This window comes from Allobosea sp. GW822-FHT05A11 (genome assembly GCF_058800455.1).
This window is the reverse complement of sequence record NZ_JBXAMI010000004.1, coordinates 617039-636214: the sequence shown is the minus strand read 5'-3', so window position 1 is coordinate 636214 and position 19176 is coordinate 617039. Positions and strand designations below refer to the sequence as shown.

Below are 19176 nucleotides of genomic sequence, written 5' to 3'. Positions count from 1 at the left end.
GTCTGTCCGAAAGCTTCGCTTCACGCTGCGCGCGAGCGGGACACCGCAGACGACAGATCATGAAACAGGGTCATCACGAGCGGACGGCGGTCGAGATTATAGGTCTCGACCTCGCGCGCCTGCTGGCCAAGCTTTTCCCATACCTCCGCCAGCGGTGCAAGGCGCGCCGGTTGCGCCGCAGCATGCGCGTGGAGATGGTCCGAGATCCAGCCCTCTATGGTCTCGATCATCACCGCGAAATCACGCTCGCCCGCCTTGCCCGCGACATCCTCGGCCAGCGCCATCAGGGCAGCGAGGTCGATCTGCGGGAGGGCGTCGAGCCGCGCCCTCACCGCCTCCACCAGCGCCAGCGTCTCGGGATCGACATAGGTCAGCGCGCGCCGCACCGAGCCCTCGGATAGGCTCGCGGCGCGGCGCAGGGCCGAGCCGTCAAAGGGCATCTCCATGCGTTCCAGCGCCAGCCGGCCGGCTTCCGCGACATCGGGCTCGGCGAGCGGATCGAAGGTCAGCAACCGGCAGCGCGAGCGGATCGTCGGCAGCATCCGGCCCGGCGCATGGGCAACGATCAGGAACAGCGCCCGCGGCGGCGGCTCCTCCAGGAGCTTGAGCAAGGCGTTGGCGGCGGAACGCTCCATATCCTCGGCCGAGTCGACGATGCAGACGCGCCAGCCTCCCTCGGCCGCGCTCGACCCGAAGCGATCGATCACGCGCCGGATCGAATCGACCGGGATATTGCTGGTGTAGCTCTTGCCATCCGGCTTCGGAATGCGGCGCAGCACATGCAGGTCGGGATGGGACTGCGCCATCACCCGCCGCGTCGCCGGGTCGTGCTCGGGCATCGAGAGATCGGCGCTGCTGGCTGCCCTCGCCTGCGGATCGCCAGAGGCGAGCAGGAAACGCGCGGCGCGATAGGCGAAGCTCGCCTTGCCGATGCCCTCCGGCCCGCCGAGCAGCCAGGCATGGTGCATGCGGCCCGACGCCAGCGCATCGAGGAAGGTCCGTTCGCGCGCGGCATGGCCGACCATGGCGAGCGTCTCGCGTGGATGCGGCGCATTCGGCAGCCGGTCGGGTTCGTCGCTGGTCGCTAGCATCAGGTGTCCGGGTCGATGGGCAGGCGCTCGCGCAGGATATGCCACGCAGCTTCGGCAAGCGCTTCGGGCGGCAGCGTCGCATCGAGCACGGCGCAGCGCTGCGGTTCGGCGCTCGCGATATCCAGATAGGCTTGGCGCAGATTGCGGTGGAAGGCCAGCGTCTCGCCCTCGAAACGGTCGATCGCCTCGCCCGGCCGACGGCGCTTGGCGGCACGGGCCAATCCGATCTCGGGATCGAGGTCGAGGATCAGCGTCAGCTCGGGCATCAGACCCGAGATCGTCACGACCTCCAGCTCGGCCAACACGGCCTTGTCGAGCTTGCCGAGCACGCCCTGATAGACTCGCGTCGAATCGATGAAGCGGTCGCAGATCACCCATTCGCCGCGGTCCAACGCCGGCCGGATCAGGCTGTCGATATGGTCGATCCGGGCGGCCGAGAAGAGAAGCGCCTCGGCGAAGGAACCGTAATCCCGCGCCTGCCCCGCGAGGATCATCTCGCGGATCGCCTCGGCCTTCGGGGAGCCGCCGGGCTCGCGAGTCGTCCGGGCTGTGACGCCGGCCGCATCGAGCCGTTCACTCAGCGCGCGCGCCAGCGTCGATTTGCCGGCGCCCTCCCCGCCTTCGAGCGTGATGAAATGTCCCTTGCCCATGACGGCCTGCTCAGCTCCGGCTCAGCGCCTTGCGAACCCAGCCGGTCGTGGCCTCGAACAACGCATCCAGCGCCCGGCTCTGCAAGGTGCCGGCCTGCACGCTCTCGGCCGCGTAGAGCGGAATGTCCAGCGTCTTGATGTCGCCGCGCGTCACCACGAGCCGCGCCACCTCCGCCCCTTCCTGGACGGGCACGGCAAGCGGGCCGCGATAGACGATCCGGGCCGCGAGCCGCTCCGTGCCGCCCCGCGGCAGCAGCAGGCTGACGGCGCCCTTGCTCCGAAGCGCGACCCGGCCCTTCGCGCCGCCATAGACGCTGGCCTCGCCCACCGTCTCGCCGGCGGCGAAGATCTCGCGCCGCTCGAAAGCGCGAAAGCCCCATTCGAGCAGCTTGCGGGCCTCCGTCGCCCGGTCGCGCCCCGTCTTCAGGCCGTTGACCACCACGATCAATCGCTGGCCGTTCTGCACGGCGGAGCCGACGAGGCCGAAACCGGATTCATCGATATTGCCGGTCTTCAGCCCATCCGCTCCGATATCCATCGCCAGCAGCGGATTGCGGTTCTGCTGGCGGATCTTGTTCCAGGTGAACTCGCGCTGGCCGAAGATCCTGTAGAGCTCGGGGTAGGTCTTGATGATGTGGTCGGCGAGCAAAGCGAGCTCGCGCGCCGTCACCCGCTGCTGCGGATCGGGCATGCCGGTGGCATTGCGGAAGACGGATTTCGTCAGGCCGAGCCCCCTCACCCGCTCGGTCATGATCCGGGCGAAGGTCGCCTCGTCGCCGGCGATGGCCTCGGCCAGCGCGATCGAGGCATCGTTGCCGGACTGGACGATGATGCCCTGTAGGATATCGGAGAGCTTGATCCGGCTGTTGATGATGGCGAACATCGCCGAGCCGCCGGACGGAGCGCCGCCCTTGCGCCAGGCGTTCTCGGAAATGCCGATCTCGCTGTCGAGCGAGAGCCGGCCGGCGCTGAGCTCCTGGAAGGCGACGAGCACCGTCGCGAGTTTGGCCATGCTCGCCGGCACCATCAGTTCGTCGGCCGCCTTCTCGTAGAGCACCGCGCCGGTATCCGAATCGAGCAGGACGGCAAAGGGCGCCTGCGACTGGAAGTTCTGGGCCAGGGCGGCAGGGCCTGACGAGAGCAGTCCCAAGGCCAGAACAAGGCCGGCAGCGAACCGGCTGGCCATCCGGAGCGATGCGGCAATCCCTGACTGACGGCAAAAGGCGCTCATGCCTCGATGTGAAGCAGAGCGCCCGCCATCAGGTCAAGCTGGGGATCAGTTCCGCGCCAGCGGCTGCAGGGTCTGCGGCGCGAGCCTGTTGAGCGGATGGGTCTTGGCGAGGCGCTCGCCCGCGCCCTTCTCCGGCGCAGCGAACAGGCTCGCCACGCTGGCTCGCGTCGGCGGCAAGGTGGTGCGCAGGGCGGCCGGAACCACGACGGGCCTTGCCGCGTTGGCAATGGTGTCGAGATCGAACGGCCGGCTGGGCGGCAGCGGCGCGGCGCGCAGAGGCGCTTCGTCGACCGGCGTGGAGACGGCCGAGGCCAGGGTCGCGACGACCGGTGTCGAGGGCGTGATCGTTCGCGGCTGCTGCGGAGCATAGGCCTGCACGACCGGCGGCAGCGCGGCAGGAGCCGGCTCCGGCTCGGCGGCCGGTTGCGCGTCGAGATCGACGCTGCGGGTGCGCGTGGTAGCCACAGGATCGGCGCTCGCGACCATCGTCCGCGCACTGGTGCCCGGGATCGGCGCGGGCGAGCCATCGGTGCGCAGCGTCGCCAGGAGAAGCTTGTCGTCGGAGCCGGCGAGCGAGGCCTGGCCCAGATATTCCATCTTGATCCGCGCCGTGCCGAGATGGCGGAAAGCGAGCGCGTCGGCGGTCTTCTGGGAGACATCCATCATCCGGCCGCCATGAAAGGGGCCGCGATCATTGACGCGCACGATGATCGAACGATTGTTCATCAGATTGGTGACGCGGGCATAGGCCGGCAGCGGCATGGTCGGATGCGCGGCCGAGACGCTGAAACGGTCATAGACCTCGCCATTGGCGGTGCGGCGGCCATGGAATGCCTCGCCATACCAGGAGGCGGTACCGATCTGCGAATAGCCCACCGGTTTCTGGAAGGGCGTGTAGCGCTTGCCGGCGACCGAATAGGCCTTGCCGACGAGCTGGCGTCCGCCGCCCTTCGGCACGTCCTCGCCTTCGGCGATCACGCGCGGACTGGCCGTACCGTATTTCGCATGCGAAAAGGCGCCGATCTCCTTGGAGCGGCGCCCGGCCGTCTGGTTGCCGGCGCAGTTTGCGGCGAACAAGCCGGCGAGGATGACACAGCCCACACGGGCGACGGTCGGCATGGGAGAAAACGCTGGCGTCGGTCCGGACATCGTGGAAGCGGTCTCCCGGGCCGAAAAGCGAGCGTCTCGAGTCATTCCGCCAATTCCGCTTTCTGCGCCAAAAACATTCTGTCGGCTCGCCGCCATAGGCAGCGGAGCCGAGTTTTCGGCCAATTCCATTAAGGGATCGTTAAGTCGCTAAAATCCGCTGGAAAGCGGACCGCTGAACAGGCCATCCCTGCGCCGTCGGACGGCCACAGAAACGTTCGAAAAGTGATGCATGTCAACCCGAGGCGATCGCCGCCGCCATTTTTCTGTGCAGCGTGACCGACAGGACACGCTCTGGAGCCGGTCCGGATCTCGCATGGAACCGAGCGGTCAGAGGGCCCGGCAGCCGCATCCGCCGGCCTTCCGGGGTATCATCCCTCGAATCGTTCATCCCCATCTTCCACTTGCAAATCCTCTCACCGGGCGGCATTGAACGGCCGCACGGAAGGGTGGCCGAGTGGTTTAAGGCAGCGGTCTTGAAAACCGCCGTGGGTGCAAGCCCACCGTGGGTTCGAATCCCACCCCTTCCGCCAGCACGCCGCCGAACCCATGGCGTCGTTCCAGGCGCTCGCGGCGCGAGAGAAACCCTGCAAGCTGCCAAACCATGATCGCCCGCTTCGCCATGGCGGGCGCGGTTTCATGCGGCCGGCCGGGACGGTGCGGCCTCTTCATGCGGATGCCTAGTTCAGGGCGACGATCAGGAACGTCGACAAGATCACCGCCGACAGGGCGAAGACCGAAAACAGGATGGCCTGGAAGATGCCGGAGCCGAATGCGGCGCCGGCAATCGCCGCAGCCACTCCGGCCAGAATCAGAACGGCCAATATCGCTTTGTTTCGCGTTGCTTCGGACAAAGTCATGATGTGCCCCCTTTGGTCGAGGGAGATGTAGCGGCCCGGCCGGAAGCGTCTTTGCGCTGGAGCAAGGACAGAGATGATCTTCGAACGATCGCCGAGGACGCCCGGTGCAGTGATCGGGGATTGGAACACCTGTCCTGAGGCGGACACGGCGCAACGCGAGCGAATAGGACTGCGCCCCGCGAGACGAAATGCGCTAGCGTCGCCTTTCTCTGGATCGACCGGGCAGGACGACATTGAACAGCCGTCAGATCGAAGTCTTCGCCGCGGTCATGAAAGCGGGAACCGTCTCGCGGGCGGCAGAGATTCTCGGCGTCACGCAGCCCGGCGTCAGTCGCCTGGTCGCCGATCTCGAACGATCGCTGGGTTTCGCCTTGTTCGACCGGGTGCGCAATCGCGTCGTGCCGACGCCGGAAGGGCGAACCTTCTTTGCGGAGGTCGAGGCCAATTTCCGCGGCATGGACCGGCTGCGTGCGAGCGCCGCCCGCATCCGCGACTATGGGGCGGGGCAATTGCGCGTCGCCACGCTGTCGGCGCTGAGCTCCTCGATCATCCCCGGCGCTGTGCGGCGCTTCCGCACGCTGCGGCCGGATGCGACCGTCACGCTGATGGTGCTGCCGTCGCGCGACGTTCGGGACGGCGTCGCCTCCGGCATCTTCGATATCGGCCTCGCCGCCGATGAGATCGACGTGACCGGGGTCGTCCACCAGGCCTTCGTCCAGCCGCGCGCGCTCTGTGCCATCCCGCTCGGCCATCCCCTCGCCGAGCGCGAGACGATCGGCCCGCATGATCTCTCCGGCGTCGATTTCGTCGCCTATGTCCCGGAGGATCGCGCCCGGCAGCGCTTCGACATGATCCTGTCCGAGGCCGGCGCCGCGCCGCCCCGCGTCGTGGTCGAGACGATCTACGCCGCGACCGTCTGCGCGCTGGTGGCTGAGGGGGTGGGCGTGGGGCTGGTCAGCCCCTATGCCATCGCCGGCCATGACCAGAGCCAGCTCGTGCTGCGGCCGTTCGAACCGCCCGTGCAGAGCCGCAGCTTCCTGATCCTGCCGCCGGACCGGCCGAAATCCGAGCTCGTGCGCGACTTCATCGGCTGCCTCATGGAAGCGCGCTGAGATCATAACATCCCGGCATCGAGCCATGCCCCAGCACAAATTGTAAGGCGGCCCTCCCCGGCTATCCTTCCCCGGAAACGCGCCTGAGACGCGATTGCGAGGGACAACGATGAATTCGACCATGAAGCGGGCTGCCTGGCCTGCAAGCGCTGGGGCGCGGCCTCCCCGCATGAATGCACCAGGCTCTTCTTCAGCCAGATCCTCCACTGCGCAGCCCCATCGTTCCCGACCGGAGACCGCCATGACCGCCACCTCGCGCCGCCATCTTCCCATCCTCCTCGCCGGTGCGCTCACGGTGCTTTCCGGCTTCGCGGGACCGGGCGCATCGCAGGCACAGGCCCAATCCTCCGAATGGGCTGGCAAGAAGCTCGTCGTCGGCATCCATAACCGCACGCCCTGGGCCTATCGCGACAAGGACAGCAAGGTCGTCGGCATCCATCCCGACGTGATCCGCGCGGTCTTCGCGCCGCTCGGCGTCAAGGATTTCGAGTTCGTCGTCTCCGATTTCGGGGCGATGATCCCGGGCCTGCTCGCCGGCCGCTTCGACATCATCGCCTCCGGCGTCGCGATCACCCCGCCGCGCTGCGAACAGGTGCTGTTCAGCGAGCCGGATGTCGCGGTGGGCGACAGCCTGCTGGTCAAGAAGGGCAACCCGCTCAAGCTGCATTCCTACGAGGATATCGCCAAGAACCCGAAGGTGCGTCTCGCCGGCGGCCGCGGCTCCGAGAATACGAAGAACGCCATCGCCGCCGGCGTGCCGGAATCGCAGATCTCGCTGTTCCCGAACAACGAAGCCGCCGTCAGCGCCATCCTCGCCGATCGTGCCGATGTCACGACCCTGTCGGTCCCCAGCGCGATCGGCGTGATCGACGAGCAGAAGGTCGAGGGCATCGAGCGCGCCGTGCCGTTCAAGGGCCTGATCAAGCCGAACGGCCAGCCGGCCAAGCTCTATACCGGCACGGTCTTCCCGAAGGGCAGCGCCAAGCTTCGCGACGCCTACAACGCCGAGCTCGCCAAGCTGCGTGCCAGCGGCGGCCTCAAGCCGATCATGGAGAAATACAACTTCACCGCCGACGAGGATGCCGGCCAGGTCACCACGGCGCAGATCTGCGCCGGCAACGGCTGAGCGGCGCAGGCAGCGCCATGAGCTTTCTCGAAGTCCTCTCGGGCATCTTCCAGGGGCTGAACGTCACGCTGACGGTGACGGTGCTCGGCATGCTCTATGCCGTGCCCTTCGCCTTCGCCGCCGGCATCGCCCAGCATAGCTGGCGTGGCCTCGCCTATGGCGCGATTACCACGGTGATCGAGTTCTGGCGTTCGACCTCGGTCGTCATCCTGCTCTACGGCTTCTACTACACGCTGCCCTCCTTCGGCCTGCGGCTCTCGGGGATCACCGTCGGTTCGATGGTGCTCGGCCTGCATATCGGAGCCTATGGCAGCCAGGCCGTGCGCGGCGCCCTGCAGTCGGTCGACAAGGGCCAGAGCGAGGCCGGGCGCTCGCTCGGCCTGCGCGGCTGGCAGATCCTGATGCTGATCGAACTGCCGCAGGCGCTGCTCGCGATGGTCCCGACCTTCATCAACCAGTTCATCCAGCTGGTGAAGGGCACGGCCCTGGTCTCGCTGGTGACGCTGACCGACATGACCTTCCGCGCCAAGGAGATCTCGCAGCTCTTCTACGATCCGCCGAAGGTCTATTTCGCGCTGCTCGTGGCCTATTTCATCCTGTGCTACCCCGCGACGATCATCGGCCGCTGGGTCGAGCGCAAGGTCGGCGCCGGACGGAAGCTCGACCATGCTGTTTGATGCGGGCTTTGCCCTCTCGCTCGTGCCGAAGATCGCCGGCGCGCTCTGGACCTCGATCCTGGTCGCGCTGCTGAGCTGTATCGGGGCATCCGTGCTCGGCTTCGGCCTCGAGATCGCGCGGCGCAGCAACCGCGTGATGCGCTACGCGATGCGCTTCCTGATCGACTTCATCCGCTCGACGCCGCTGCTCGTGCAGCTCTACTTCTTCTACTTCGTGCTGCCGTCCTACGGCATCAAGCTGCCGGCGCTGGCCATCGGCGTCATCGCGATCAGCATCTATTACAGCGGCTATCTCGCCGAGGTCTTCAAGGCCGGCATCGACGGCGTGAAACCCGGCCAGTTCGAGGCGGCGCGCGCGCTCGGCCTAAAACGGTTGCAGACCGTCATCCTGGTGATCGCGCCGCAGATGCTGCGCAATATCGCAGCCCCGATGGGCAATTACTTCATCGGCATCTTCAAATCGACGCCGTATCTGGCCGCCATCGCCGTCTACGAAGCCTTCGGCGCGGCGCTCGACATCGCCTCCGACACCTTCCGCTACACCGAGCCGATGGTCGTCGTCGGCGCGATCTTCCTCGCCATCGCCCTCGTGCTCGCCTGGCTCGTCAGGCGGCTGGAGGAGCACCTGCTGCTCTCCGCGAAACGCTGATCACTGCAGACGGACCGATCATGGATACGACACTTCTTCCGCGGCTGATCGAGTGGCGCCGCCATCTCCACGCTCATCCCGAGCTCTCGGAGCAGGAGACGAAAACCTCTGCCTTCCTCCAGGACCGCCTGCGCGAATTGGGCATCCCCTTCGAGGCCGGCATCGGCGGCGCCGGCATCGTGGCGACGCTGTCACGGCCGGGCTCCAACCGGTCGGTCGGCCTGCGTGGCGATATCGATGCCTTGCCGATCGCGGAGCGCAATGACGTGCCCTATGCCTCGTTGAATCCGGGCGCGATGCATGCCTGCGGCCATGACGGCCACGCGGTCGCCCTGCTGGGCGCAGCCGCGATGCTCGCAGCCGATCCCGACTGGAAAGGCACGATCCAGTTCATCTTCCAGCCGGCGGAGGAGAACGGCGCCGGCGCCAGGGCGATGATCGCCGACGGGCTGTTCGAGCGCTTCCCGATCGAGCGTGTCTTCGCCTTCCATAACTGGCCGGGGCTCGAGGCCGGCACCGTCGCCGTCCATGACGGGCCGGTGATGGCGGCGGGCGGGCGCTGGCAGGTGACGCTGCACGGGCTCGCCGGCCACGCCGCGATCCCGCACCAGACACGCGACCCGATCCTGGCCTCGGCGCATCTGATCATGGGTCTTCACACCATCATCTCGCGCAATGTCGATCCCTGCGATGCCGTCGTGCTCTCGATCGGCCAGATCCAGGGCGGCGTCGTCAGCAACCAGATCCCGGAGAGCGTCACGCTCGTCGGCACGTTGCGCACCTATCGGCAGGAGGTGCGCGAGGCCGTCATCAGGCGCATGGAAAGCCTGATCGCCGGCACCTGCGAAGCCTACGGCATGCGCGCCGATGTCGAGATCCTCTCCACCGGCCGGTCGATCATCAACACCCCGGCTGAGGTGAAGCTCGCGGTCGCGGCCGGCGAGGCGATCGGCGCCAAGGTCCGCACCGACCTTCGCCCCAGCACCACCGGCGACGATTTCTCCTTCCTGATCAAGGACAAGCTCGGCGCCTATGTCTGGATCGGCAACGGCCCGGCGGGACCGGATGGCGAGCTTCACAACGCTCGCTACGACTTCAACGACGCCATCCTGCCCACCGCGATTGACTGGATGCACGAGGTCGCCCGGCGCGCCCTGCAGGACGACGTCCCCACCCCATAACATCCCGGCATCATGCGATGCCCTGGGCCCGATTGCGGCCTGTTTTCAAAGCTTTGAGTATCAGCCCGACAAGGGAATCCGACCATGCACGACCAGACACTTTGCGTTCATCACCCGGCCGTCGACGAGGAGGGCTACGCCTCGCTTGCCGTGCCGACGCACCGCGCCTCGACCATCGTCTACCCGGACGGCGCGAGCTTCATGGCCCGCAAATATCGCGGCTTCGACGGCTATACCTATGGCCTGCACGGCACCCCGACGACCCGTACGCTGGAAGCGCAGTTGACGGCCTTGCACGACGGCGTGCGCACCGTGCTCGTGCCATCCGGGCAGGCAGCCGTGACCACCGTCATGCTCTCCGTGCTGATGCCCGGCGACAAGGTGCTGATTCCCGATCACGCCTATCCGCCGGTCCGCAGCTTCTGCACCGAGTATCTGGCGCCGCGCGGCATCGCCCATGACTTCTACGATCCCCTGATCGGAACGGGCATCGCCGAGCTCATCGACGAAACCGTCAAGCTGGTCTGGGTCGAGTCGCCCGGCTCCAATACGATGGAGGTGCAGGACGTGCCCGCCATCGTGGCGGCCGCCAAGGCGAAGGGCGCCCTCGTCGGCTGCGACAACACCTGGGCGACGCCGCTGATCTTCAAACCGCTGGTGCACGGCGCCGATTTCGCCTGCGAGGCGCTGACCAAATATGTCGGCGGCCATTCCGACCTCCTGCTCGGCTCCATCACCGTCAAGGACATCGCGCTGCGCCAGAAGATGAAGGAGATCCTGCGCGGCTTCGGCATCGGGGTCTCGCCGGACGAATGCCAGCTCGCGCTGCGCGGCATCGAGACTATGGGCCTGCGCGTCGCCCATATGGGCAAGGTGTCCGAGGATTTCGCCCGCCGGCTCGTCGATCATCCCATGGTCGAGCGCGTGCTGCATCCGACCCTGCCCTCCTGCCCGGGGCACGCGATCTGGAAACGCGACATGGGGCGTTCCTCCGGCCTCTTCAGCCTCGTGCTGAAGCCCGTCGACGACGAGGCCATGAGCGCGGCGTTGAGCGCGTTGCGCGTCTTCGCCATCGGCGCCTCCTGGGGCGGCACGCGCAGCCTCGTCGCGCCGCAGGCGATCGCGCAGGACCGGAGCGCGACCGCCTGGACCGCGAAAGGCCCATTGCTGCGCATCAGCATCGGGCTCGAGGAACCGGACGAGCTCTGGGCCGATCTGAGCCGCCTGCTGTCGGTGCTCGGGCGGGCGCCTGCGAACAAGGCCGCCTGACAGAAGGCAAGCTCAAGGCCGCAATGACGACACGGCGCGACGCTCGCGCCGTGAAGGGAGAATTTTGCCCGCAGACAGCTTCTCAACCACAAAAACGAAGGGGACATACCATGAAGACGGTTCTGACCGGACTGGGCGCCCTCGCGGCCGCCTGTCTCGCCGTGGCACCTGCCGACGCGGACACGCTCAAGACCATCCGCGACCGCGGCAAGATCATCTGCGGCACCAGCACCGGCGTCGCCGGCTTCTCCACCCAGGATGCCAATGGCCGCTGGCAGGGCTTCGATATCGACATCTGCCGCGCGCTGGCGGTCGCGATCTTCAACGACACGGAGAAGGCTGCCTTCGTGCCGTTGACCTCGAAGGACCGCCTGATCGCCCTGCAAGCCGGCGAGGTCGACGTGCTGCCGCGCACGACGACATGGACATTGGCGCGCAACACCGGCCAGGGCGTCACTTTCACCGGCGTGAACTATTACGACGGCCAAGGCTTCATGGTGCCGAAGAAGCTCGGCGTCACCAGCGCGAGCAAGCTCGACGGCGCCTCGATCTGTGTCGCGCAGGGCACGACGAGCGAACTCAATCTCGCCGACTACTTCCGCCGGACGAAGATGAAATACGAGGTCGCGGCCTTCGGTACGGCGGAGGATGCGCTGAAAGCCTATGAATCCGGGCGCTGCGACGCCTACACGACCGACGTATCGGCGCTTTCGGCCAATCTGCTCAAGTTCCGCGATCCGAGCGAGCATCTCGTGCTGCCCGAGGTCATCTCGAAGGAGCCGCTCGGTCCCTGGGTGCGCAGCGGCGACGATACCTGGTTCAACCTCGTGCGCTGGACCTTGTACGTGCTGATGAATGCCGAGGAGCTCGGCGTGACCAAGGCCAACGTCAAGGAGCTGGCGGAAACCTCGGCCAATCCTGAAATCCGTCGCTTCCTCGGCAAGGATGGAAACTACGGCGAAGGCCTCGGCGTGACCAATGACTGGGCGGTGCGGATCGTGGCTGCGATCGGCAATTACGGCGAAAGCTTCGAGCGCAATCTCGGCATGAGCTCGCCCATGAAGCTCCAGCGCGGCCCCAATGCGCTCTGGACCGAGGGCGGACTGCAATACTCGCCCCCGTTTCGGTGAGGCGTTCGCGACAGTCCTTACCGGGCCTCAGCCTGCCCGCAGCCACGTCCTCGCGGGCAGCGGGCCGAACCGCTGTCGCACGGCTCCAGCGCCTCCTCCGCACCCACCAGGCTGAACGGCGATACGCTTTGCCGGCATTGCCGGCATGCTCGGTCCATTCGACGACTGGACGCCCGGGCCCGGCCATGCATTGCTGGCGCGCCAATGAAAACACGGCATTCAATGCCGGGCGCCATTTTGCTGAAAAGGTGGAGGAATCCCATGAAGGAAGAGGAAATTCGCGGCCTGGTCGCGGGTGTGAAGGACGGTTCGCTGTCGCGACGATCCTTCATGCAGAGAATGGCGGCGGTCGGCATCATGGCGCCGATCGCCAGCCAGATCCTCGCCTGGAACGACGTCGCGATGGCGGACGCCACGGTCAAGTACAAGCCGACCAAGGCCGGCGGCGGCGGCGCCCTCAAGATTCTGCTCTGGCAGGCGCCGACGCTGCTCAATCCGCATTTCGCCGCGGGCACCAAGGACCAGATCGCCTGCCGCGTGTTCTACGAGCCGCTCGCCGGCTGGGACAAGGAAGGCAACCTGATCCCGCAGCTCGCGGCCGAAATCCCGAGCAAGGCCAATGGCGGCCTGTCCGCCGACGGCAAGACCGTGACCTGGAAGCTGAAGCAGGGCGTGAAGTGGCATGACGGCAAGCCGTTCACGGCCGACGACGTGGTCTTCAACTGGGAATACGCCGCCGATCCGGCGACCGCCGCCTACACCACCGGCTCCTACAAGGACATCAAGGTCGAGAAGGTCGATGACCATACGATCAAGGTGATCTTCAAGGAGCCGACGCCATTCTGGGCCGACCCGTTCGTCGGCGTGGTCGGGATGATGGTCCCGAAGCATCTCTTTGCCGAATACAAGGGCGCCAAGTCGCGCGAGGCTCCGGCCAACCTGAAGCCCGTCGGCACCGGCCCCTACAAGTTCGTCGAGTTCAAGCCGGGCGATATCCTGACCGGCGAGCGCAATACCGACTATCACGTCAAGAACCAGCCCCAATTCGACACGATCGAGGCCAAGGGCGGTGGTGACGCAGTCTCGGCGGCCCGTGCCGTCCTGCAGACCGGCGAATACGATTATGCCTGGAACCTGCAGGTCGAGGACGAGGTCCTCAAGCGCATGGAGACCGGCGGACGCGGCAAGGTGGTCGCCGTTCCGGCGGGTGACCTGGAGTTCATCACGCTGAACACGACCGATCCGTGGACCGAGGTCGACGGCGAGCGTTCCAGCGCGAAGACCAAGCACCCGACCCTGAGCGATCCCAAGGTGCGCGCGGCGTTGAACCTGTTGATCGACCGCGATTCGATCGAGAAGTTCATCTATGGCCGCGGCGGCACCGCCACGGCGAGCTTCGTCAACGAACCCAAGCAGTTCAAGTCGACCAAGCTCAAATACGAGTTCAGCATCGAGAAGGCCAACAAGATCCTCGACGAGGCCGGCTGGAAGAAGGGCGCCGACGGCATCCGCGAAAAGGATGGCAAGAAGCTCAAATATGTCTTCCAGACCTCGATCAACGCCCCGCGCCAGAAGACCCAGGCCATCATCAAGCAGGCCTGCCAGCGTGCCGGCATCGAACTCGAGCTGAAGTCGGTCACGGCCTCGGTGTTCTTCTCGTCGGATGTGGCCAATCCCGACACCTACACCAAGCTCTATGTCGACATGGAGATGTATACCCAGACGCAGCCACAGCCCGATCCGGAGCGCTTCCTCAACCAGTGCGTCTCCTGGGAAATCGCCAGCAAGGAGAACAAGTGGTTGGGCCGCAACGTCTCGCGCTATACCGACCCCGAGGCCGACAAGGCCTACAAGGCGGCGCAGACCGAACTCGACCCGGCCAAGCGCGCCGCCCTCCTGATCAAGGTCAACGAGATCTTCTGCGAGGCCAACGTGCTTCTGCCGATCATCTCGCGCACCGTTGTCGGCGCCGCCGCCAATAACCTGACGGCGGATATTTCGGGCTGGGAGGTGACCACCTGGAACCTCGCCGCCTGGTATCGCAGCTGAGCCCGGCCTGCTCTGCCCGGAGGCCGGAGCTTCTCCGGCCTTCCGTTCCAACCTTGCCTCGGCCCGAACCGGGCCGGGGCTGCTTTCGCTCATTCGGGCTGTATCGGCCGCGTCTGGCATGAAGCCGCGTCGCGGCTCGATCGACATCCCTTCCTGTTCTTCCGCACCCCGCCCGCCTCGAAGGCGGGGGCCGACGAACGCCGCACCCAGGGAGACGCATCGACAATGACGACGAAACGAGATCTGATCCTTGCAACCGCAGCCTTCTCGCTGCTGGCAGCCGCGCCGGCACTGGCGGAGACCTGGCCAACCCGCCCGATCACTTTCATCGTGCCATTCCCGGCCGGCGGCGGCACCGATGCCTTCGCACGGCCGCTCGCCGCCCAGCTCGACCAGCAGCTCAGCCAGCGCATCATCATCGAAAATCGCGGTGGCGCCGGCGGCACGGTCGGCGCATCGGCCGCCGCGAAGGCCAAGCCCGACGGCTACACCTTCTTTGTCGGCGCCGCCCATCACGCCATCGCGCCGGCGCTCTATCCGAAACTCGACTACAGCATCCAGACCGACTTCATCCCGATCGCGGTCATCGCCCAGCCGCCCCAGGTCATCGTCGTCCATCCCGGCAAGGTCCAGGCCAAGACGGTGGCGGAGCTGGTCGATTTCGCCCAGAAGAACCCCGAGAAGCTGAACTACGCCTCTGCCGGCAACGGCACGACGCATCACCTGGCCGGCGAGCTCTTCCAGATCTCGACCAAGACCAAGCTTGTCCATGTGCCCTATCGCGGCGCCGGCCCTGCCCTGCAGGACACGGTCGCCGGCCAGGTCGACCTGCTGTTCGACGGTCTCGGCTCCTCGGCCGCCCAGATCCAGAGCGGCGCGCTGCGCGCGCTTGCGGTCGCTGCCGCGACCCGCTCCGAGGCCGTGCCCGATGTGCCGACCGCCAAAGAGGCGGGTCTGGAGGGTTTCGAGGTCTCGACCTGGTACGCTCTCTGGGCGCCAAAGGGCACGCCCCCCGAGATCGTGACCAGGATGCGCGACGAGGTACAAAAGTCCCTCAAGACCCCGGCCATCGAAGCCGCCTGGAAGAAGAACGGCTCACCGATGCCGACCCTATCCGGCGACGATTTCGGCAAGTTCGTCACGGCCGAGGTCGACCGCTGGGGCAAGGTCGTCAAGGAGGCGCAGGTCAAGCTGGAGTGAGATCGGCGGTTGCCCTCATTCCTCCCTTGTTGAATCGACCCGCACAAGGGGCCTGATGCGAGAGGGACGGAGCATGATGAGGCTGGCCGTCATCGGCTTGGCGATCGCGCTGGCCGCTTTTGCCGCGCTGCTGGCCGTGGGCCTCCTCACAGACTTCGCGACCGTGCCCTGCCAGGACGGGGTGTGGGATGCGACCAGGCAACGTTGCATCCCGACCTGAGACAACGGACGCATCGTTCTATCAGGTAAGCGCGCCGCCGTTCGTCTCGTCGTCGCCCGTGCCGTCGATCGCGGCACGGGCAACCGTGATCGTGAAGCCGGCTCGCGCCATCGCTGCGAGATCCTTCTGGCGGTTCGCTGCCCGGTCACCGCGCGACCACGGGCCGAGTCGCTTGCGCCGCGCGGCTTTCCGGGCCGCAGCCAATTCCTCCTCGTCGCCGACGCTGCTGGCCTGTTCGGCGAGTTCGCGGCCAACGCCCTTCGCGGCGAGCGTGGCGGCGACGGCCCGCGCCGAACGGCCACGGCGCCTGAGCGTCGCAGCCCTCGCCTCGGCGAAACGCCGGTCGTCGACCAACCCGGAGGTGATGCAACGCGAGACGACATCATCGAGCGCAGCCGCATGCACAGCTGGGTCCTCGCCATGGTGTCGGCAGCTCAGGGCGACCTTGCGCGCCAGCACCCGGCGCAGTTGCGCAGCCGGCGCGGAATAGCGTTCGAGATAGTGCATCGCCGCGCGCTGGAGGTAATCGGGCGTGATGCGCCGCGGTGCTCGGGCGGGGCGGGCACCCTGCCCTCGCCTATCCCCTTGATCCGTCATACTAATCGTTTGCCGGCTTCTGCCGGCCGGCCTTGACGCCGGAGCGCTTCTCCTTCGAGGCGAGCCGGCGTTCCTTCGAGGCCTTGGTCGGCTTCGTCGCGCGTCGGACCTGCGGGCGCACGGCGGCCGCCCGGATCAGCTCCAGCAGCCGCTCCAGCGCCTCCTCGCGATTGCGCTTCTGGCTGCGATGCGCCTGGGCGACGATGACGATCACGCCGTCCTGGGTCAGCCGACTGCCGGCGAGCTTCATCAAGCGGATCGCGACATCGTTGGGCAGGGACGGCGAGCCGCGGGCGTCGAAGCGGATCTGCACCGCGCTCGACACCTTGTTGACGTGCTGGCCGCCTGGGCCCGAGGCGCGCACAAAACTTTCCTCGATCTCGCTCTCGTCGATCGCGATGGACGGGGTGGCTTGAATCATGGGAGGAGCGTAGCCGAATTCACGGAGACATGCAGCGTTGAAGCCCTCTCGCGACATTGCCGGCCTGATCGAGATCATGGCCGCGCTGCGCACGCCCGGAACCGGCTGCCCCTGGGATCTGGAACAGGATTTCGCCTCTGTCTCGCCCTACACCGTCGAGGAGGCCTATGAGGTCGCCGATGCGATCGCCCGCGGCGACAGGCTCGATCTCAAGGACGAGCTCGGCGACCTGCTGCTCCAGGTCGCGTTCCATGCGCGCATGGCCGAGGAGGAGGGTTCCTTCGCCTTCCCCGACGTCGTCGAGGCGATCACGAGCAAGCTGATCCGCCGGCATCCGCATGTCTTCGGCGATGCGCGTGATCTCTCGCCTGCCGAGGTGAAAGTGCTCTGGCACCGGATCAAGGCGCAGGAGAAGGCGGCCAAAGCTGCGGCGCGCGAGGCCGCCGGCCTGCCGCCGCAGACGGAGGAGCGCGGCGTGCTCGCCGGAGTGCCGCATACGCTGCCCGCCCTCACCCGCGCCTGGAAGCTGCAGGCCCGCGCCTCGACCGTGGGCTTCGACTGGAACGATGCCCGCCTCGTGCTCGACAAGATCCGCGAGGAAACCGCCGAGATCGACGAGGCGCTTGCCGGCGGCGACAAGGCCGCGATCCATGAGGAGATCGGCGACCTGCTCTTCGTCGTCGCCAATCTCGCCCGCCATGTCGATGCCGACCCGGAAGGCTGCCTCGCCGCCGCCAACGCCAAGTTCGAGCGCCGCTTCAAGGGCATCGAGGAGGCGCTGGAAGCCGAAGGGCGGACGGCGAAAGAGGCCAGCCTCGACGAGATGGAGGCGCTTTGGCAGGCCGTGAAGAAGCGGGAGAAGAGCGCCCGTTAGCGCCTGCCGCGCTTGTTATCCCTGCCGCTCAGCCTCGGGAAAACGCGCCGTGAACGCCCCTTCCCGCTCGAGCGGCAGGCGCACGACGAGCTTCAGCCCGCCATCCTCGCCATCCTCGCGCTGGAGGATTTCGCCATTGGCATGCAGCCAGGCGAGCGACTTGCCGTCTCCGGGCACGAGATCCAGCGTGTAGACCGGGCGGCTCGACGCGATCCGCGCTTCGATCGCGCGTGTCAGGCGTTCGATGCCCTCCCCGGTCAGCGCCGAGACAAGCACCGGGCGCGATCCGTCCGGCCGGAGCGTGGCGATGCCGAGCTGGCGCTCGCGTTCGGCCGGATCGAGCAGGTCGGCCTTGTTCCAGACCTCGATGACCCGCTGGCCATCGTCCGGATTGATCCCGAGATCGCGCAGGATCGCCTGCACGTCGGCGGCCTGCGCCTGCGTGTCCTCATGGGCGACGTCGCGGACATGCAGCAGCACATCGGCCTCGATCGCGTCCTCCAGCGTGGCGCGGAAGGCGGCGACGAGCTGCGTCGGCAGGTCGGAGATGAAGCCGACCGTGTCGGAGAGCATGATCCGCGCCCCGTGCGGCAGCTTGATCGCACGCGCCGTCGGGTCGAGCGTGGCGAACAGCATGTCCTGCGCCAGCACCTCGGCCGAGGTCAGCCGGTTGAACAGCGTCGACTTGCCGGCATTGGTGTAGCCGACCAGCGCAACGATCGGATAAGGCACGCGTTTCCGGCTGGCACGATGCAGCGAGCGCGTGCGCTTCACGCTGTCGAGATCGCGCTCGATCTTGGTCATCCGCTCCTGGATGATGCGCCGATCCGCCTCGATCTGAGTCTCGCCGGGGCCGCCGAGGAAGCCGAAGCCGCCGCGCTGGCGTTCGAGATGGGTCCAGGACCGCACCAGGCGGCTCTTCTGGTAATTGAGATGCGCGAGCTCGACCTGGAGCGCGCCTTCCTTGGTGCGGGCGCGCCGGCCGAAGATTTCGAGGATCAGCCCGGTGCGGTCGATGACCTTGCAACCGAAGGCCTTTTCGAGATTGCGCTGCTGCACCGGCGACAGGGCGCAATCCATCACGACGAGGCTGATCTCCTCGAGCTTGATGCGCTCGGCCAGTTCCTCGACCTTGCCCTTGCCGAGATAGGTCGCGGGTCGGAGTGCCGTCAGCAGCACCTGCACCGGCTCGACGACCGTCAGGTCGATCGCGGCCGCAAGGCCGACGGCCTCGTCCAGCCGCGCCGCGAAGGAACGCAGATTGGCATCGACCGCGACGCCGCGCTTCTGCGAATAGGGGCCAACGACAAAGGCGCGCGTATTCGCCGCGATGTCGCGTTCGATTTCGTCGAGCGGCTTCGCGCCTGTGACCCGCGTGGCCGCCCGATCCTTGTCGTCCTTGTGGCTTGTCGCCAAATCAGTTCTTGTCCGTTTCCTCGGGCTCGAACAATTGCACCGGATGTCCGGGCATGATGGTCGAGATCGCGTGCTTGTAGACGAGCTGCGAATGACCGTCGCGGCGCAGCAGCACGCAGAAATTGTCGAACCAGGTGACGACGCCCTGCAGCTTGACGCCGTTGACGAGGAAGATCGTCAGCGGGATCTTCTGCTTGCGCACATGGTTGAGGAAGGTGTCCTGGAGGTTCTGTGCCCGCTCGGCGGCCATGGGTAGTCCCTGTTGTTGGGATCGCCG

The 19176-nt window shown here is 66.8% G+C and carries 20 protein-coding genes and 1 tRNA gene; 12 read left to right on the top strand and 9 right to left on the bottom strand.

Features of this window, described 5'->3' with window-relative positions; all coding sequences use genetic code 11:
- Positions 1-20 precede the first annotated feature (20 nt).
- The 4 genes from AC1RLU_RS16965 to AC1RLU_RS16950 form a co-directional block, all read right to left on the bottom strand.
- Complete coding sequence (locus AC1RLU_RS16965; RefSeq protein WP_492796914.1) at positions 21-1091, bottom strand: DNA polymerase III subunit delta'; 1071 nt, start codon at positions 1089-1091, stop codon at positions 21-23.
- On the bottom strand, positions 1091-1741 hold the full coding sequence (tmk, locus tag AC1RLU_RS16960) for a dTMP kinase (protein WP_492796913.1): 651 nt from the start codon (positions 1739-1741) through the stop codon (positions 1091-1093). The genes AC1RLU_RS16965 and tmk overlap by 1 nt, the downstream gene beginning before the upstream one ends.
- 10 nt (positions 1742-1751) lie before the next feature.
- Positions 1752-2927: a D-alanyl-D-alanine carboxypeptidase family protein gene (locus tag AC1RLU_RS16955; protein ID WP_492796911.1), complete on the bottom strand. Its 1176-nt coding sequence runs from the start codon at positions 2925-2927 to the stop codon at positions 1752-1754.
- Between the two features lie 90 nt (positions 2928-3017).
- On the bottom strand, positions 3018-4121 hold the full coding sequence (locus AC1RLU_RS16950; protein WP_492796910.1) for a septal ring lytic transglycosylase RlpA family protein: 1104 nt from the start codon (positions 4119-4121) through the stop codon (positions 3018-3020).
- Between the two features lie 440 nt (positions 4122-4561).
- Here AC1RLU_RS16950 and AC1RLU_RS16945 point away from each other — a divergent pair.
- Positions 4562-4651, top strand: a tRNA-Ser gene (locus AC1RLU_RS16945).
- Between the two features lie 147 nt (positions 4652-4798).
- Here the strand turns inward: AC1RLU_RS16945 and AC1RLU_RS16940 are convergent.
- Positions 4799-4978 carry a hypothetical protein gene (locus AC1RLU_RS16940; protein WP_142115578.1) on the bottom strand — a complete coding sequence of 60 codons (180 nt, stop codon included), beginning with the start codon at positions 4976-4978 and terminating at the stop codon, positions 4799-4801.
- A gap of 233 nt (positions 4979-5211) precedes the next feature.
- Here AC1RLU_RS16940 and AC1RLU_RS16935 point away from each other — a divergent pair, with 233 nt between their 5' ends.
- The 10 genes from AC1RLU_RS16935 to AC1RLU_RS16890 all read left to right on the top strand — a co-directional run bounded on the left by AC1RLU_RS16935 (position 5212) and on the right by AC1RLU_RS16890 (position 15591).
- Positions 5212-6090 (top strand): LysR substrate-binding domain-containing protein, encoded by an 879-nt coding sequence (locus AC1RLU_RS16935; protein ID WP_492796908.1) that lies wholly within the window; start codon positions 5212-5214, stop codon positions 6088-6090.
- 241 nt (positions 6091-6331) lie between these two features.
- Positions 6332-7216: an ectoine/hydroxyectoine ABC transporter substrate-binding protein EhuB gene (ehuB, locus tag AC1RLU_RS16930; RefSeq protein WP_492796906.1), complete on the top strand. Its 885-nt coding sequence runs from the start codon at positions 6332-6334 to the stop codon at positions 7214-7216.
- A 17-nt stretch (positions 7217-7233) separates the two neighbouring features.
- Complete coding sequence (locus AC1RLU_RS16925) at positions 7234-7893, top strand: amino acid ABC transporter permease (protein WP_061967852.1); 660 nt, start codon at positions 7234-7236, stop codon at positions 7891-7893.
- Positions 7883-8542: an ectoine/hydroxyectoine ABC transporter permease subunit EhuD gene (gene ehuD / locus AC1RLU_RS16920; protein WP_492796905.1), complete on the top strand. Its 660-nt coding sequence runs from the start codon at positions 7883-7885 to the stop codon at positions 8540-8542. The genes AC1RLU_RS16925 and ehuD overlap by 11 nt, the downstream gene beginning before the upstream one ends.
- A gap of 20 nt (positions 8543-8562) precedes the next feature.
- A complete protein-coding gene (locus tag AC1RLU_RS16915) occupies positions 8563-9723 on the top strand; it encodes an amidohydrolase (protein ID WP_492796903.1) in 1161 nt (386 codons plus the stop codon).
- 84 nt (positions 9724-9807) lie between these two features.
- Positions 9808-10992: a trans-sulfuration enzyme family protein gene (locus tag AC1RLU_RS16910; protein ID WP_492796902.1), complete on the top strand. Its 1185-nt coding sequence runs from the start codon at positions 9808-9810 to the stop codon at positions 10990-10992.
- A gap of 110 nt (positions 10993-11102) precedes the next feature.
- Positions 11103-12122: an amino acid ABC transporter substrate-binding protein gene (locus tag AC1RLU_RS16905; RefSeq protein ID WP_492796901.1), complete on the top strand. Its 1020-nt coding sequence runs from the start codon at positions 11103-11105 to the stop codon at positions 12120-12122.
- 261 nt (positions 12123-12383) lie between these two features.
- Positions 12384-14171: a peptide ABC transporter substrate-binding protein gene (locus AC1RLU_RS16900; protein WP_492796900.1), complete on the top strand. Its 1788-nt coding sequence runs from the start codon at positions 12384-12386 to the stop codon at positions 14169-14171.
- Between the two features lie 225 nt (positions 14172-14396).
- The gene (locus AC1RLU_RS16895; RefSeq protein WP_492796898.1) at positions 14397-15371 is read left to right on the top strand and encodes a Bug family tripartite tricarboxylate transporter substrate binding protein; all 975 of its coding nucleotides are present in this window, start codon (positions 14397-14399) and stop codon (positions 15369-15371) included.
- A 73-nt stretch (positions 15372-15444) separates the two neighbouring features.
- The gene (locus AC1RLU_RS16890) at positions 15445-15591 is read left to right on the top strand and encodes a hypothetical protein (RefSeq protein ID WP_170843455.1); all 147 of its coding nucleotides are present in this window, start codon (positions 15445-15447) and stop codon (positions 15589-15591) included.
- A gap of 21 nt (positions 15592-15612) precedes the next feature.
- On the opposite strand, the gene AC1RLU_RS16885 is transcribed toward AC1RLU_RS16890, so the two are convergent.
- Both AC1RLU_RS16885 and arfB read right to left on the bottom strand, forming a co-directional pair.
- Complete coding sequence (locus AC1RLU_RS16885) at positions 15613-16098, bottom strand: regulatory protein RecX (protein WP_492796897.1); 486 nt, start codon at positions 16096-16098, stop codon at positions 15613-15615.
- Positions 16099-16189: 91 nt separating this feature from the next.
- Positions 16190-16609: an alternative ribosome rescue aminoacyl-tRNA hydrolase ArfB gene (gene arfB, locus AC1RLU_RS16880; protein ID WP_061967840.1), complete on the bottom strand. Its 420-nt coding sequence runs from the start codon at positions 16607-16609 to the stop codon at positions 16190-16192.
- 37 nt (positions 16610-16646) lie between these two features.
- On the opposite strand from arfB, the gene mazG reads away from it, so the two are divergent.
- Positions 16647-17483, top strand: coding sequence for a nucleoside triphosphate pyrophosphohydrolase (gene mazG, locus AC1RLU_RS16875; RefSeq protein WP_492796895.1), 837 nt, complete (start codon positions 16647-16649; stop codon positions 17481-17483).
- A 15-nt stretch (positions 17484-17498) separates the two neighbouring features.
- Here the strand turns inward: mazG and hflX are convergent, their stop codons facing one another.
- Together hflX and hfq are read right to left on the bottom strand one after the other, a co-directional pair.
- Complete coding sequence (gene hflX / locus AC1RLU_RS16870; RefSeq protein ID WP_200959643.1) at positions 17499-18827, bottom strand: GTPase HflX; 1329 nt, start codon at positions 18825-18827, stop codon at positions 17499-17501.
- A 73-nt stretch (positions 18828-18900) separates the two neighbouring features.
- Positions 18901-19149 (bottom strand): RNA chaperone Hfq, encoded by a 249-nt coding sequence (gene hfq / locus AC1RLU_RS16865; protein ID WP_038365847.1) that lies wholly within the window; start codon positions 19147-19149, stop codon positions 18901-18903.
- Between the last annotated feature and the right edge of the window lie 27 nt (positions 19150-19176).

Bases quoted from the DNA above. Each gene is read 5' to 3' on its own strand.
- AC1RLU_RS16965 (WP_492796914.1), bottom strand. From the start codon at position 1,091: ATGCTAGCGACCAGCGACGAACCCGACCGGCTGCCGAATGCGCCGCAT.
- tmk (WP_492796913.1), bottom strand. From the start codon at position 1,741: ATGGGCAAGGGACATTTCATCACGCTCGAAGGCGGGGAGGGCGCCGGC.
- AC1RLU_RS16955 (WP_492796911.1), bottom strand. From the start codon at position 2,927: ATGGCCAGCCGGTTCGCTGCCGGCCTTGTTCTGGCCTTGGGACTGCTC.
- AC1RLU_RS16950 (WP_492796910.1), bottom strand. From the start codon at position 4,121: ATGTCCGGACCGACGCCAGCGTTTTCTCCCATGCCGACCGTCGCCCGT.
- AC1RLU_RS16940 (WP_142115578.1), bottom strand. From the start codon at position 4,978: ATGACTTTGTCCGAAGCAACGCGAAACAAAGCGATATTGGCCGTTCTG.
- ehuB (WP_492796906.1), top strand. From the start codon at position 6,332: ATGACCGCCACCTCGCGCCGCCATCTTCCCATCCTCCTCGCCGGTGCG.
- AC1RLU_RS16925 (WP_061967852.1), top strand. From the start codon at position 7,234: ATGAGCTTTCTCGAAGTCCTCTCGGGCATCTTCCAGGGGCTGAACGTC.
- ehuD (WP_492796905.1), top strand. From the start codon at position 7,883: ATGCTGTTTGATGCGGGCTTTGCCCTCTCGCTCGTGCCGAAGATCGCC.
- AC1RLU_RS16915 (WP_492796903.1), top strand. From the start codon at position 8,563: ATGGATACGACACTTCTTCCGCGGCTGATCGAGTGGCGCCGCCATCTC.
- AC1RLU_RS16910 (WP_492796902.1), top strand. From the start codon at position 9,808: ATGCACGACCAGACACTTTGCGTTCATCACCCGGCCGTCGACGAGGAG.
- AC1RLU_RS16905 (WP_492796901.1), top strand. From the start codon at position 11,103: ATGAAGACGGTTCTGACCGGACTGGGCGCCCTCGCGGCCGCCTGTCTC.
- AC1RLU_RS16900 (WP_492796900.1), top strand. From the start codon at position 12,384: ATGAAGGAAGAGGAAATTCGCGGCCTGGTCGCGGGTGTGAAGGACGGT.
- AC1RLU_RS16895 (WP_492796898.1), top strand. From the start codon at position 14,397: ATGACGACGAAACGAGATCTGATCCTTGCAACCGCAGCCTTCTCGCTG.
- AC1RLU_RS16890 (WP_170843455.1), top strand. From the start codon at position 15,445: ATGATGAGGCTGGCCGTCATCGGCTTGGCGATCGCGCTGGCCGCTTTT.
- AC1RLU_RS16885 (WP_492796897.1), bottom strand. From the start codon at position 16,098: ATGCACTATCTCGAACGCTATTCCGCGCCGGCTGCGCAACTGCGCCGG.
- arfB (WP_061967840.1), bottom strand. From the start codon at position 16,609: ATGATTCAAGCCACCCCGTCCATCGCGATCGACGAGAGCGAGATCGAG.
- hfq (WP_038365847.1), bottom strand. From the start codon at position 19,149: ATGGCCGCCGAGCGGGCACAGAACCTCCAGGACACCTTCCTCAACCAT.